The 14,030-nt window shown below is 66.4% G+C and carries 8 protein-coding genes; 2 read left to right on the top strand and 6 right to left on the bottom strand.

Annotation, left to right across the window (positions count from 1 at the left end):
* Nucleotides 1–9: 9 nt before the first annotated feature.
* From Q0X61_RS06430 to Q0X61_RS06445, 4 genes are read right to left on the bottom strand one after another with little or no spacing between them, the layout of a single operon-like run.
* Complete coding sequence (locus tag Q0X61_RS06430) at nucleotides 10–2,643, bottom strand: hypothetical protein (RefSeq protein WP_297741475.1); 2,634 nt, start codon at nucleotides 2,641–2,643, stop codon at nucleotides 10–12.
* Nucleotides 2,627–6,109, bottom strand: coding sequence for a tubulin-like doman-containing protein (locus Q0X61_RS06435; RefSeq protein WP_297741477.1), 3,483 nt, complete (start codon nucleotides 6,107–6,109; stop codon nucleotides 2,627–2,629). The genes Q0X61_RS06430 and Q0X61_RS06435 overlap by 17 nt, the downstream gene beginning before the upstream one ends.
* Nucleotides 6,110–6,146: 37 nt before the next feature.
* Nucleotides 6,147–8,909, bottom strand: a complete 2,763-nt coding sequence (locus tag Q0X61_RS06440) for a VWA domain-containing protein (RefSeq protein ID WP_297741479.1) — start codon at nucleotides 8,907–8,909, stop codon at nucleotides 6,147–6,149.
* Nucleotides 8,906–9,322 carry a hypothetical protein gene (locus tag Q0X61_RS06445; RefSeq protein WP_297741480.1) on the bottom strand — a complete coding sequence of 139 codons (417 nt, stop codon included), beginning with the start codon at nucleotides 9,320–9,322 and terminating at the stop codon, nucleotides 8,906–8,908. Before Q0X61_RS06445 ends, Q0X61_RS06440 begins: the two co-directional genes overlap by 4 nt.
* Nucleotides 9,323–9,441: 119 nt before the next feature.
* Between Q0X61_RS06445 and Q0X61_RS06450 the strand changes: the two genes are divergently transcribed.
* Nucleotides 9,442–11,235 (top strand): BCCT family transporter, encoded by a 1,794-nt coding sequence (locus Q0X61_RS06450; protein ID WP_297741482.1) that lies wholly within the window; start codon nucleotides 9,442–9,444, stop codon nucleotides 11,233–11,235.
* A 155-nt stretch (nucleotides 11,236–11,390) separates the two neighbouring features.
* Here Q0X61_RS06450 and Q0X61_RS06455 read toward each other — a convergent pair whose 3' ends face one another.
* On the bottom strand, nucleotides 11,391–12,284 hold the full coding sequence (locus Q0X61_RS06455; RefSeq protein WP_297741484.1) for a rhomboid family intramembrane serine protease: 894 nt from the start codon (nucleotides 12,282–12,284) through the stop codon (nucleotides 11,391–11,393).
* 88 nt (nucleotides 12,285–12,372) lie between these two features.
* Between Q0X61_RS06455 and Q0X61_RS06460 the strand changes: the two genes are divergently transcribed.
* A complete protein-coding gene (locus tag Q0X61_RS06460) occupies nucleotides 12,373–13,572 on the top strand; it encodes a YibE/F family protein (protein WP_297741485.1) in 1,200 nt (399 codons plus the stop codon).
* An 8-nt stretch (nucleotides 13,573–13,580) separates the two neighbouring features.
* On the opposite strand, the gene Q0X61_RS06465 is transcribed toward Q0X61_RS06460, so the two are convergent.
* Nucleotides 13,581–13,868, bottom strand: a complete 288-nt coding sequence (locus Q0X61_RS06465) for a hypothetical protein (protein WP_297741487.1) — start codon at nucleotides 13,866–13,868, stop codon at nucleotides 13,581–13,583.
* Nucleotides 13,869–14,030: the final 162 nt, after the last annotated feature.

Consider the following 14,030-nt stretch of genomic DNA (forward strand, 5'->3'; position numbering starts at 1 on the left):
TTGCCTCCCTCAGACGAAGTCGCCGCTGTGCTCGATGGTGGAAATCCCGGCGGCGTCGACGGGTTCGCCCGCCAGCTGGGAAATCGGAATCGCCCGGCCAGTTTGGATGACGACGAGCGCCTTGTCGAGCCCGTTGGATTGGTCTTGGCGGATCGTGTCCGTGACACTGCGGATGTCGAGCACGCTCGTCTCGGCGGCGAACAGGCCATGCTGGAACGAGTCGCGCTGCTGGCCGTCCTGGTCGAGCCCGGCCATGAATTCGTCGCGATGCACCTCGCTGGCCTGCCCCGAGTGCGACTCGCGCACGATCACGCGCGACAGCAGCCGGTTGCGGGCGTTCGTGTCGCGCAGCGTCTCATGCACGATCTTCGACTGGAACGACGCGCTCACCGTGCGGGTGGCCGCGTGCGCGGCCATGGCGCGGCTCCAACGCGTGAGGATGGGCATGCCGTCGATCGTCGGATCACTCTCGAGCAGGGCCGGATCATTGGCCAGCTGCATGCGGAAGCTGCCGAGCGACGCGGGGAGTTCGCGCTGGAACTCCATCCACGGTTCCGAAAGCCACCCGGTGGCGAAAAGAGCACCGCGCCACGCGTTCGCCACGTCGTCGATGGCGTCACGATCGGGAACGGCCACGCCGATGGCGATGTTGAGCGGCATCCCCTGGCCGACGTGTACGTCGCGCTCCGAGGCTTCCGACGGGTGCCCGTGCGGTGCGTGGAGGAAAGCGCCCAGCACGCGCGACCAGTCGAGGTACTGACGGTAGCTGCGGCTGATCTTGCGGAGATCTTCCAACGCTTCCATCCGGTGCCGGATGGCGTCGTCGAGTGCGGTTTGCCGCTGCTCGAGGTGATTGAGGAGTGCATATTCTTTCGCTTTGCTGCGCGTGAGCAGCACAGCGCCAGAGCTCATCCAGCCGAGGAATGTCATCACGATGCCGACGAGGAGCCACGGCCATGCGAATACCTGCAGCGCCGTCAGCGCCACGAGAATCGCGATGATGGAGCCGCTCACCCCGGTGAGCACCCGCACCTGCATGGCCAGGTTGTCCTGCAGCTCGGCGCTGTCGTCGACGATCTCCGGCTGCGCGCTGAGGTGGTTCACCTTCTCGGTGAGTTCGTCCACCTCCCGAATGGTGGCGCGGTGCGCGTCGGCGAGTCGACGCCCAACGTGGCCGGCGTACGAGTTGCGCGCGTCCTCCGCCCACTCCCGCAAGCGGTTCTTCTGCGTGGTGATCGCCTGGCTGAGATGCGGCTGCGTGCGGGAGAGGTGATCGAGGCGCTCGAACAGCCGCGAGACGGCGATATCGTCGCCCGGCTCGATCTCCCAGTTCGGCAAAAAGGCCGCGAGGGATGCGGGAAGCGTGAACGTGTCGCGCGGGTCGTGGGCGACACGGTCGGTGGTGGGAACGATGGCCGGCTGCGAACCGGACGTGAACGGATCGAGCCCCTGGGCGTGCTGCCCCGCGTCCAGCAAGCTGAAGCCGCCGCCCACGAAATCACGCCACAGCTTGGGGTTTTGCAGCACCGGCGGGAGGTCGCCTGAGGTGCGGGTGGAGCGTCGGATCACGCTCTCCAGCGACTGCTCATACTCCGCCCAGCTCGACGATGATCCGTCGGCGCGAACGCCACGAACCACCACGGCGTAGCCCGAATCCGAGCCTCCGAACACGGCGTTTTGCACTGTGCTGGCGACGGCCCGGCTCGCGGCCTGATCCACCGCGCGCATGAGCCGCCCGGGAGCGCCGGACAGCGCGCTACCGAGGAACTGGAAGAACTCCTTCAGCGCAGCGCCCACGCCGATGTCCCTCGGGCGAGGCGGCGGGGAGGCGTGTCGCACCCTGGGCATGGTGTCCGGGTGCAACTCGAACAGCCGCTCCGCCATACCCACCACACGCGACGCCTCGTCGTCGACCGTCACCACGTGCCCCGACGAGGTGTGCGGCGCCGGGTAGCGTTCCGCCACCGACACCAGCCGCTCGCCCAGCGCATGTTGCACCGAGCCCGACGACAGCGAACGTGAGAAACCCCTAATCGGCACGACCAGCTGCCCGCTGGGCGGCTGGCGATCGTCGAACGGCCCCGCGGCCTGGCCCGGCCACAGCCCGAGCAAGCTCGTCAGCGTGCCACACAGCAACATCGCCCACTTCGGGTCGCGCGTCGAGCTGCGCAGCGGCGACGACGCCCGCCCCGGCGCGCGCGACTCCTCCGGAGAAATCACCAGGTTGTGCCACCCGTACAACACCAGCGAGCGACGCTGCCACTGCGAATCAGGGCTACCTGCGGACACGCTGAGCTGCGTGATCGGCGCCCCCGGCATGGTGGATTGCAGCGCCTCGAGCACACGCACCGCCTGCTCCTGGCTGACCACGCATTCCTCGTCGTCGACGTCGCCCACCACCGCCACGCGCAGCCTGGTCACGTCGACGTTCGCGAGGTCTTGTTGCAGCGCGGCACCGGCCACGCCGTCGGGACGAAGCACCTTCACCGGCACCGCCGCGTGATCGTCGCGCAGCGCATCCAGATCGACGATGCGACACGTGTTGACGAGGCCCTGCACGGTGAGGTCTTGCAGCATCGCGCTCAGCAGCACGGCCAAGGGGCGCCGTGCCGCGAGGATGACGTAATCAGATCCAGACGTCATTTCCTGCCCCGCCCGTGGAAGTGTCTACCGAAGCTGCATCGATCATCTGCTGCAGCAGGTTCAGCGCAGGCAGCGCGTGCGGCGCCAGCTCGGACATGAGGCTCATCTGACGCACCTGCGCCAGCGGCAAGCCCAGCTGGTAGGCCATCACGTTCTGCTCCGCCACGTTGCCGTTGGCGTCCACCTGGCCCCACTGCTCGGCATACATCCGACGAAGCCCCTCCACCCACGCGCGGGCTTCGGCGGCACGCGCTTGGCCCACCGTCTGCGTCGCTTCTGCCTCCGCCCTGGTGAGGACGGGGCTAGGACCATCGCACGGCATTGGGGCGCCGTCGAGCTCCATGGGCTTGTCGAAGAACGCCGCGCGCAGCAGCGTCGTGCCCGCCAGCTCGCTGACGTCGTTCGAGTGGGCGTTGGAATCGGCCTGGTCGACGAGCCGACGCAGCGCATCGTACGGGGTCAGCGGGGTGAGGTCGCCGTCGCCGACACAGCGGACGAACGCCCACGCGTGGCTCATCAGCACGGCTGCCAGCACGTCGTGGGCGGTACGCACCTGGGTGTCTTCCGACGTGAGCAGCTCACCGAAGTTGCACCAGCCATCGGGCGTGCTCACCGCAGCCTTGCCCGTCTTGTCCTGACGCACCAGCCCGACGAGCCGACCCAAGTACCAGCCCGCGATCACGCGCCGAAGTTCGTCCGACGACATGGCGATGGCCGCCGACAGGGGACGCGTGCGCTTCCACTGCCATAGGTTGCGCTGCGCGATGAGCGGGGCCTTCGCCCAACGCTGCTGAATCGGGTCGAGCAGCGACGTGAAGCACAGCGGCGACACTTTCTGGTAGGAACCGAAGACGCTCACCTTACCGGCCTCCGACACGGTGCCCACCAGAGAGTCTTCCAGGTTCTCCACGCTCGTCGGATCCAGCGACGCGTTGGCGCGCAAACGCTGCAGCATGGCCTGGCTCACGGGATGCTGTCCGCCGATCGGAATGTCCGAGAACGAGTAGACGAACTTGATATCGGTGCCGTGCAGACGCTGCGCCATGTTGATGTCGATACCCACCACCGGTTTGGCCTTTTCCATGGTCTCCGTCATCTTCGCGACGAACGACTTCTGGCGTTGCTCGCGATCGATGGCCGTCACCGTCGGGTCGTCAAGGTAGTCGGAGATGGACTGGCCAGCGAAGGCAGCGAATACGTCACCCTTCGCGCCGAGCCGCGACGTGGCGCGCGCGAGGAGGTCGGAGTGCGACATCAGCAACGTGTAGTTCGGCTTCGCCTCCGGCGTCGGCTGGCCGTCGGAAGCCCGGCTCGGGAGTGCGCCCGGCCGCCAGTGGCTCACCTGCCTGAGCACCTCATGCTCTTCCTTCGAGCCAGTGGTCTCCCACTTGCCGTCGGTGGCTTCGGCGCGGATCTTCGCCAGCGACTGCCCGTAGTCGGTGTTGCCGTTCGCCGAGGCCACAACGTCGCTGTGGAACTGCTGCGGGAAATCGTCCGCCGTCGTGAGCAGCACCTCGTTCTCGGCATGCTTGAAACGCAGGGGCACGCGGTCGGTCTCGTCGGGCCAGTCGGCGTACACCTCCGAATTGAGCTGCGCGAGGCCGGCCCCCGACGAGGTATGCGCGCGCTCCACTTCCAGCAGCCTGAGCGCGTCGTTGGCGGCCTTCTCAAGACCCGCCAGCACGTCGGAGGAAAACGCCCGCAAGATTCCGGCAGCGATGCGGGCACCTTCCAGACGCAGCGTGCGCTCCATCGAGTTGCTGAGCGAGCGTTGCACCATCTGCCCGATGGGGTGGCTCATGTCGACGGGCTTCTTGCCCAGCGACTGCGCCTGCTGCCCGACGGCAGGATCGAGAGCGACCGGATCGGCACCGTCGGCTTCAGCCCCCGCCTGGGCGAGCTGCGCGATCAGTTGGTCGGCGTAGTCGTGGATGCGGCTCATCAGCTCGCGCCCGTACGGCAGGCCGAACTGGCTGACGACGCGCAGGAACTCGCGCTTCGCCGCGTCTTCGAGCTGGTAGGCCCAGCCCTCCGCCCACGCGTAGGCGTTGCGCTGCAACTGGCTGCGGCACTGCTCGCGCATCGGGTTGAGGTTCATCGTGACGGTCGAGAGCCACTGCGGCGCCGGCGCCTGACCTGCATTGGCGAGCATCCCGACGGCTGGCCCGGCGGCTTCCCGGGCGATGGCCTCCCACACCTGGCGTGGGAACGCTTCGGTCTGGAACCAGTCGGGGACGGGCTGCCCGTACTGCGGCAGCCCCATCGCGTTGAGGCTGGCGCCCCACTGGTTGTCCATGAGCTGCCGGAGCTGATCGTTGCCGGACAACGAACTCGTCGGGTTGATGTGGCCGCCCACGAGGTGATCCGACGCGGAGTGCGCCAGCCGCTGCGCGGCGTAGTCGAGGTAGCGGTCGCGGCCAAGCGACAGCGACGCGAACCCGAGCGAGCCGAACGGGAGCGCGAGCGGATCGACGCGCCACCCAAACTTCTGATTGAGGTTGGTGAGCGGGTTGGGGTTGCCGAGCATGAAGTCGAGGTACTGCCTGGACGCGCGCTCGGAGAGCATGGTGCCTGCCAGCGCCCGCGCGATACCCCGGTATACGGATTCTTGCGAGCCGTCACCGAAATAGGCGCCCGAGCCACCAATCTTCGAACCGATGGGGAACACGCGCGCAAACGGTGGCGTGTTTGGCTGCAGCGGAATGCCCAGCGATGCGTACGTCGCGGCGTCGAAGCCCTCGGAGGTGCGGGCAATGGCTGCGATGATCTCCGGCAGCGCACCCATCGCGTTGCCTTCGACGTTGGCACGCTTGCCCTCGTCGAGCTGCGCGAACACGTCGGCGGTGTAGAGGAAGCAGCCGATGTTTTGGCTCTTCACGCCCGGCAGCGTGCCGAGCAGGCGGGCAACGTCGAGGAACATCGACGCGCCCGAGCCGCCGGCCATGGAGCCGACGATGATGGGGATGATGACCTCCGACGACTGCTCCTCAGCAGGGATTTCACCCCAGGCACCCGGCGCGACGGACTTCGCCTGCGCACGCACGAGGGTTTCGCGCAGGGGGTTCAGCCTCGGCAGGGTGAGCATGCGCCCGACAGCCCGGTACTGGCCGGCCCCGGAAGTGACGGGGATGGTGTTCGCTGCCGCAGGGTTGCGCGGCGCCCAACCCGACAGGCCGACGTAGTTGCGGTCTTTGCTGGTGAGCTGTGCCTCGACGGTGTGCGCGGTCTGCAGGAACGAGTTCGACGGCGACGAGAACGAGACGTAGTGGCCGCCCATCTCCTGGATGTTGCCCAGCGGTTCGGGCCCCTTGTCTGGGTCGACGGGAACGTCGATGTGCACGAACTGCCACGCATCCGGGAGTGACGAGATGCCGCGGGCACGGAGGTCGGCGCGGAGCTGGTCAATCAGGAGACGAAGCGTGGTTCCACCGGAACCACCGCATCCGACGAGTAGGAATCTACGCACGTTCAATCCTCACTGGGTTGCATTTCCTAGTTGTGGTTTACCATCCCGCTCCACCGCTTGGAGGCTGATTGCCCCAATTGGAGTTCGGCGGTTGTTGCCAATGTGACTGCCCGCCCGGCTGCCCGGAAGACGGCGGCGACTGCCACCCCGTCTGCGACCCGCTCGTAGGTGATGGCCCTCCTTGCGGATTCCAGCGGGTGGTGGATTGCGCGGGCGGGTTCGACCAGGGGTCGGGGCGCCCGCCTGCGGAAGGGCCGCCACCCCACGGATCGCTCGTCGGGGATTCGGCATCTGGCGGCAGGCCCTCGCGGAGTTTGGCGACGGCGTCGCGGATGCGGCCGCGGATGTCGTCGGTGAGCTCGTTCAGGCCGGGGGCTCCGGGTGCGGTGAAGAGGGTGACCGTCACGTCGCCGGAGGTGGGGCGCTCGGGGTGCAACGCCACCGTCCAGTTGCCCTGCACTGCCAACGGCAGTTTGGCCTTGTCGCCGACGGATGCGAGCGACGTGCGTCCGCCTGCGGCCTTGCCTGGCTGTTCGACGACAACGTAGCCGGGCTCTGTGAGCGCCAGGCCCGTCTTCGCCCGCAGCTGCACTCCCGCGACGTCAACCTTGCGGCGCTCGCTTGCGAGCTGCGCGATCGACATGCTGCTGAGGTCGACGTTGATCCCGTCGTCGGTGAACGCGCGGGAATCGTCGACGGGCCCAGTGAATTGCTGCGCCAGCACTGCGTTGCCCGGGATCTTCGACGTGAGGTACTTGCTCAGGTACAAGATGCCGACGGGGATCGCGATGCCCAGCAGCGTCACACCGATGAGCGTGCCCCACAGCACCGGCTGCGACGCCGGGCGCTGCATCTGCAATTCGAACTCGAGCTGCACAGGCATGCCCGCCTTGGCGCTGGGCGACTTGAGCCACACCTCCGTCGTGCCGACGAGCGCACCATGCCCGGTACCGCTCGGGTCGAGTGTGAGCTCGAGCCCCGACGAGCTACAGGAGCCCTCGTCGGCGGCAGGAGAGCTCAGCTTCGCAGAGTCGAGGCCCTTCGGGTACCCGGTGAACTGTGTCTTCTCCCCCAGCCAGACGCACCCCTCGCCCTCGAGCGGAACGGTGACGGTGACCGGGTCGGCCTGCTCCGTCTCGCCGAAGGACACCTTGGCGGGGATCGTCGGGAAATCTTCGGGCGGTGCGACCGACAGCGGCACCATCACCCGGATGGGTTCCAGCTTGGTGCCCTCAACGGTTTTGCCCTGACCAGACCACGACTGCGTCGTGACATTCAAGGTAATCCACAGCTGCGCGCCGCCAGCGGCCATCGAGCCCGGGTCGAGTGCGATGGGTTCGGCGATCGTGGTCACCGGCTTGTCCTTGACGAGTTGGCGGGTCTCACCGTCGGAGCCGATCAACGAGACATCGAACCGGGACTCGTCAGACAGCGTGGCCGGATCGATCGTCTCACCCTTGCCGTTCACCAGGCCGAGCTGCACGTCGACGGGTTTGGCGTCGGTGCGAACCGTGACGTCTTTGCGGTTCGTCCACACCGGCTGCACGTCGCCAAAGAGCTTCACCGATGACTGCGCCAGCTCGTCGGTGTCTGTGGCTGCGACGAACACCAGACCCCACGGGCCAATCCATTCCTCGCTCTGCCCGTCGCGCTCCAACCTGAGATCCAGCGTGCGCTCCGACAACCATTTCCAGCGCAGCGTCGCGCCAGGTACTTTCGCGTTGTCGCCGTCCTTCGGCATGGGGGTGAGGGCACCGTCACGGGTTTGCAGGAGGACGCGCCCGCCGTCGACGGGGAGCTGCGTGATGGCTTGCACGCGCCCGATCGCGCCGTCGAGGACAAACGTGCGGGTGCCCTGCGCGCAGGGCTCCTCGCCTTCCTTACACAGGCCGGTTTCTTCCACCACCGACCCTTCGGACGCGGCTTCCGCAAACGCCCAGATGAGGCCGTCGATGTCATTGGCCATGCTGAACGTACCGGGCGAGGGCTTCGTGATGTCGCCGCACGGGATCGTCTCCGCAGCAGCGAATCCTTGCATGAGTTCAAACGTCTTCGGTTCGGTGTCGACGGCGAGCCCGATGCCGAGGGTGATGACATCCATGCTGCGCAGCTGGTCGGCGACACCGCCCGGGCGGCACATGTCTTCTTGCCCGTCCTTCACAGCCTGCGCGGCGTCCTGCTGGGTCGCGAGCTTGTTGTCGGGCGCGTACGGCTTCGGGCCTCCCCATTTCTGCATCACGTCGGCATTGGCGCGCTTGGCGATGGCGAAGCCGCCGTCGGAGAACCACAGCACCATCGAGCAGTGGTCGCCCTCCGCCTGCTGGCGCTTGACGAGCTCCTGACGCGCCCCATCGACGGCTTTCCAATAGTCGGTTTCCACACCGTGGAGACGCTCGGCGTAGGCGTCGAGGTCGGCGTTGATGGAGTCGAGGTGTTCGGCGTCGAGGTCGGTCCAGTCGAGCGTCTTGCTGAAGCTGTGATCGAAGCCGGCGAGCGCGATCTGCACGTTGGCTTCTGGCAGCTCGCCCAGGATCTCCGCCAGTCGACTCACGAACAATTTGCTCGCGGTGATCCTGGCGTTATTCGGGTCGGTGTCTTTCAGCGAGCCCGACATGTCGAACAGCAGCAGTACGCTGCCCTGCCCTCCGCCTCGGGTGCAGCTCATGAATCGTGACGCGGGCGTCAACTCCGCGCCCTTCGCGTCCTCATCTGCGCGGGCGTTCAGCTGGGCGAGCGGCACAACGACCAGCCCGATGAGGAAGGCCAATAGCAGCGTGCGCATGGCACGCAGGCGGCTCACGACCAGACTCCTCTCGCGACGTCGCTGGCAATGAGCCACGCGGCGAACGCGACTGCGACGAGCGCGAGCACGACGGCGACCCGTCGGCCCCACTCGGCCAACGCGGATGGCCGGTACCAGCCCGACTCGCGTTTCTTGCCGTCGGCGGAGGTGAACAGCGCGACGGCGGTAATGGCCAGCGGCCCTGCCAGTACCCACGCGATGACCCCCATCGTGGCCCCGCGCCCGACCAGGGCGAGCACGAAAGCTGCGAGTGAGAGCAACACGCTGACGGCGAGCCACAGCATCGGCGGAGTGTTGGGTTCCACAAATTCGACAGCACGCTGATCCGCTCCAAACGCGGCAGTGTGAGCCTCAGCGTCGTAGCGGGGCGGAGGCGTCGACCAGTCCCCATCCGAACCAGACCAAGTCATGCTTTGCACTGTAGCGGAACCCACTGACAATCCCGCAGAATCGCGCTCGGCTTCAGCACACGATAAGGTCGAACGGCGCCAATGCGCGCTCCCCCAATGACGACGAAGGTGATTTCTGCATGTCTGAAACCCCCACGACGGACCATACGCACGAGGAGTTGAGCGCAGCCGACGAACTCGCTTCGCTGCTGGCTACCGACTCTCCCGCGCACCACACGACGGAGGAGGTGGAACTGCAATCTGAGGCCAACTCCCCCATCGACTGGCTCATCGCCGGCCCTGCCATCGCGATCACCATCGCCGTGGTGGCGTGGGGTCTGCTCGCATCAGACTCGTTTGCGAACTTCGCGAGCTCGGCACTCGATTTCATCGTCACGAACTTCGGCTGGGCATTCGTGCTCTTCAGCACGGTGTTCGTCGTGTTCATTCTCGTGATCGCCTTCAGCAACTTCGGCCGCATCAAACTCGGCGGGGCCGAGGAAGAACCAGAGTTCAACACCATCAGCTGGGTAGCGATGATGTTCGCCGCGGGCATGGGCATCGGCCTCATGTTCTACGGCGCTTCTGAGCCGCTCACCTTCTACCGCGACGGCGTACCCGGCCACGGTGAACACGAAGTGATGCCCGCGATGGCCACCGCCATGTTCCACTGGACGCTCCATCCCTGGGCCATGTACGCCATCGTCGGCCTGGCCATTGCGTACTCGACCTTCCGCATCGGGCGCAAGCAGCTGCTCAGCCAGGCATTCGTCCCGCTGATCGGCGAGAAGCTCGCCGGCGGATGGCTCGGACGTCTCATCGACGTGCTCGCAATTTTCGCGACGGTGTTCGGCACCGCCTGTTCGCTCGGCCTGGGTGCACTGCAGATTGGCGCAGGGCTGAAAGCGTCGGGGCTCATCGACAACCCAAGCCAGTGGGTCGTCATCGGTATCGTGCTCGTGCTCACGCTGGCCTTCCTGCTGTCCGCCATGTCGGGGGTCAGCAAGGGCATTCAGTACCTGTCGAACACCAACATGGTGCTCGCGGCCATCCTCGCGATCTTCGTGTTCGTCCTCGGCCCCACTGTTTCGGTGCTGAACCTCATCCCGGGCTCGATCGGCGCGTACCTGTCCGGATTCTTCGAGATGGCGAGCCGCACCGCCGAGACCGCCGACGGCACAGCCGGCGGGTTCCTGGCCGGTTGGACCATCTTCTACTGGGCCTGGTGGATTTCCTGGAGCCCCTTCGTCGGCATGTTCGTGGCGCGCATCTCGCGCGGCCGCACCATTCGCGCGTTCTGCCTGACCGTGCTGTTCGTGCCGGACGCCGTGTCCACCCTTTGGTTCGCGATCTTCGGCGGCACCGCCATCCACATGGAGCGCAACGGCAACTCCATCTGGGGCGACGGGTCAGCCCAAACACAGCTGTTCAACCTGCTGCATCAGCTGCCGGGCGGATTCATCGCGGGCATCGTCGCAATGATCCTGTTAGCGACGTTCTTCATCACCTCGGCCGACTCCGCGTCGACGGTGATGGGCTCCATGTCGCAAAACGGGCGTACCGACGCTTCGCCTGGTCTCTCCGCAGTGTGGGGTGTAATGACCGCGATGATCGGTCTCACCCTGCTGCTGTCTGGTGGTAACGATGCGCTGTCCAACCTGCAGAACGTGACCATCATCGCGGCGAGCCCCTTCCTGCTCGTGCTCGTGTTCTTGATGCCCGCCATCGTGAAGGCACTACGGGCAGACATTATCTACGTCGAGCTTCGCGAACACCAGGCGTTCCAGCGCAAGCTCGCGCGTGAGCGTCGCCTCCACCGCGAGCATCTGGAAATCGAGCGCCAGAAGGCGCGTTTCGCCAAGCTGCGCCCGGGCCGTCGCGCGCCGAATGCCGACGGGGAAGCCACCGTCGAGCACACCGCGTCGCCTCAGTAACGAACGCAGGCAGGTGCAACCTGTGCGGCTCAGACGCGGATCAATGTTCCTTTGCTTCCCGACGGTGGCTCGTCGCGCAGAAGCGTTGGACACATGTGCCGCGACTGAGCCGCACATGTTACTAGTACCCCGCCGACGGGAGGGGCACCGTCGGTTTAGGAAAAGCGCAGCAACGCGATGGCGATGATGGCTGCGACGGCGGCCGCGCCCAACAAACCGATGAGCATCCATTCCCAGCGACGCTGCCGCCTCGGCAGGTGCACCATGAGAGCGGTGATCGCGACGCCGCCCAACAGACCGCCGAGATGTCCCTCCCAGGAGACGTTCGGCACCATGAACGTGAGCACCACGTTGAGGCCGAGCCAGATGAGGATGCTTCTGAGCCCTTCGGGGTGACGCTGTTTCAGCGCGACGACAAGGAACGCGCCCATGAGGCCGAAGATGGCGCCCGATGCGCCGAGCGTGCCGCCAAAAGGCGTACCGAAGAGCATCACGAGTGCGCTCGCCGTGATGGCCGAGAAGAAATACATCGCGAGGAAGCGGGCGCGACCAAACACCATCTCCACCTGGGGTCCGAGCACCCACAACGCCAGCATGTTGAACAGGATGTGCCAGGGCTCGATGTGGGTGAATGCGCTCGTCAGCACCTGCCAGAACGCGCCAGTGGCGACGCCGGGGATCCACGTCGAACCCTGGGCGGCGCAGCCTGCGGGGTCGGTCAAGATGACCTGGCTGGAATCGTAGGGGCAGATGCCATACGGCGTGAGCGCAAGGTGTTCAATGAGCGGGCTGCCGCCCATGCCGGTTGCGAGGATGGCCAGCCAGACCACGACGTTCACGCCGATGAGTACGAGCGACGTCACCTGGTTCGGCTGCACGCGGCGCATCTTGAGCTGCGCTTTTGGCTGCGGGTTCGCGCGCACGCACTCGGGGCAGTGGAAACCGACGGAGCCTTGAATCATGCAGTCCGGGCAAATCGGGCGCTCGCAGCGCTGGCAGACGATTCGCGCGGCGCGCTCTGGGTGGCGGTAACAAGATTGGGCGTCCATCGTCGACAAGTATGCCCCACGCCTGCTAGGCCAACTGCTGCGGTTGTGGTGAGCGCCTACGGGTGGAACGTGTCGGTACTGTGTTCACATGGCGCATTCACATTCCCATGGCGACGTGCAGATTGAGGTGGGCACGAAAGCGAAGGTCTGGCTGATTAGTTTTCTCGTGCTGCTCGCGGTGCTCACCGTCGCGGGAATCATCTGGCTGTGGCCAACGTCGAGTGAGATGCGCGAAGGCATCCACCATGTGCCCGCTGCCGAAGGGGTAATCGAGACCAGTGGGCGCATCACGCGCGTCGAACCGACGTGTGAGGGGCAGTTCGATACGTCGAGCGGGCACGTGGCGTGCGTGACGTACGAGATCACGGTGCTTGGTGGGCCCGACGAGGGCTCGACGCAGCGCGTCGAGGTGACGGGCCCGCAATCGTCGGCAGGACTCGGCGCGGGCGACGTCGTGCAGGTGTCTCGCATCGACGCCGCTGACAGCGTGTTTTACGCCTACCGCGGCATCGACCGCACGCCCGTGTTCATCGCCCTCGCCGTGCTGTTCGTCATCGCCGTGATCGCCGTCGCGAGGTGGAAGGGGTTGTTCGCGCTCGTCGGGTTGGTGGTTGCGGGGGCGGTGCTCGTGCGGTTCATCATCCCCGGCATCCTGCTCGGGAAACCGGGCGTGCTGGTGGCTATCGTCGGGTCCACCGCCATCATGTTCGTGGTGCTCTACGTGGCGCACGGCATATCGATCCGCACCTCGACGGCGCTCGCCGGCACCATGCTGGGGCTGCTCGTCACAGCGGGGCTCGGATCCGCCAGCGTGTACCTCGCGAAGCTCACGGGCTTCGCGGAAGAGACGGAGTGGGATCTGCAAAACCTCGCCCCGGGCCTCGACTTTCGGCAGCTGCTCATCGCGGGACTGATTATTGGCGGGTTGGGTGTCCTGAACGACACCACCATCACCCAAGCCTCGGCCGTATTCGAGCTGCGTGCCGCGGCGCCGACGATGCGGCGTCGGGAGATCTTCTCGTCGGGCATGCGGATCGGGCGCGACCACATCGCGTCGACGATCTACACCATCGTGTTCGCCTACGCAGGCAGTGCGCTGGTGGTGATCATGCTCGTCTACTTCACGTCCACGTCGCTGCTCATCACCATCAACCAGGAGATGTTCGCGAGCGAGATTGTGCGCACGCTGGGGTCGTCGATCGGACTGATCTTGTCGGTGCCCATCACCACAGGGATCGCCGCGCTGACCGTCGGGCCTGCGCAGCCGGCGCCAGCCCACGCGCGCTAGGTGTGCGGCTACTGAGGGTGGGTGGCGGCGTCGGGCGCTTCGGCGTGCCAGCCTTCGAGGTCGACGGCGAGACGCACGGCGTCGCGGATGCGGGGGCCGTGGTCGGCCCAGCTGTGCGGCGGGGCGAGCGTAGCGGCGACCCCGTCGTCGACGATTTCGAGCGCGCTCAGTACGCCGTATTCCAGCAGGGGCCCGACGGTGCCCGGCGCGGCAGTGACGTGCCCGGACGGGAGGTGGGCGACCTCGGTGACGAACAGCACGCTGCGGGGGTCGCCGTCGATGGGTTGGGGAGTCACTTCACGCCTCGGCACCGGTGGCCTCCTGTTCGGGCTTGTCGAGCAGCTTTAATCCGATAACGCACCCGACGATACCGGCCAGGAACAGACCCTTCAGCCACGACAGTTCCTCGGCGCCGGTGGCCGACGCATACACGACAGTGAGCACGGTGCCCACGCTCG

It is taken from the genome of uncultured Tessaracoccus sp. (assembly GCF_947255005.1).
Taxonomy (GTDB): Bacteria; Actinomycetota; Actinomycetes; order Propionibacteriales; family Propionibacteriaceae; genus Arachnia.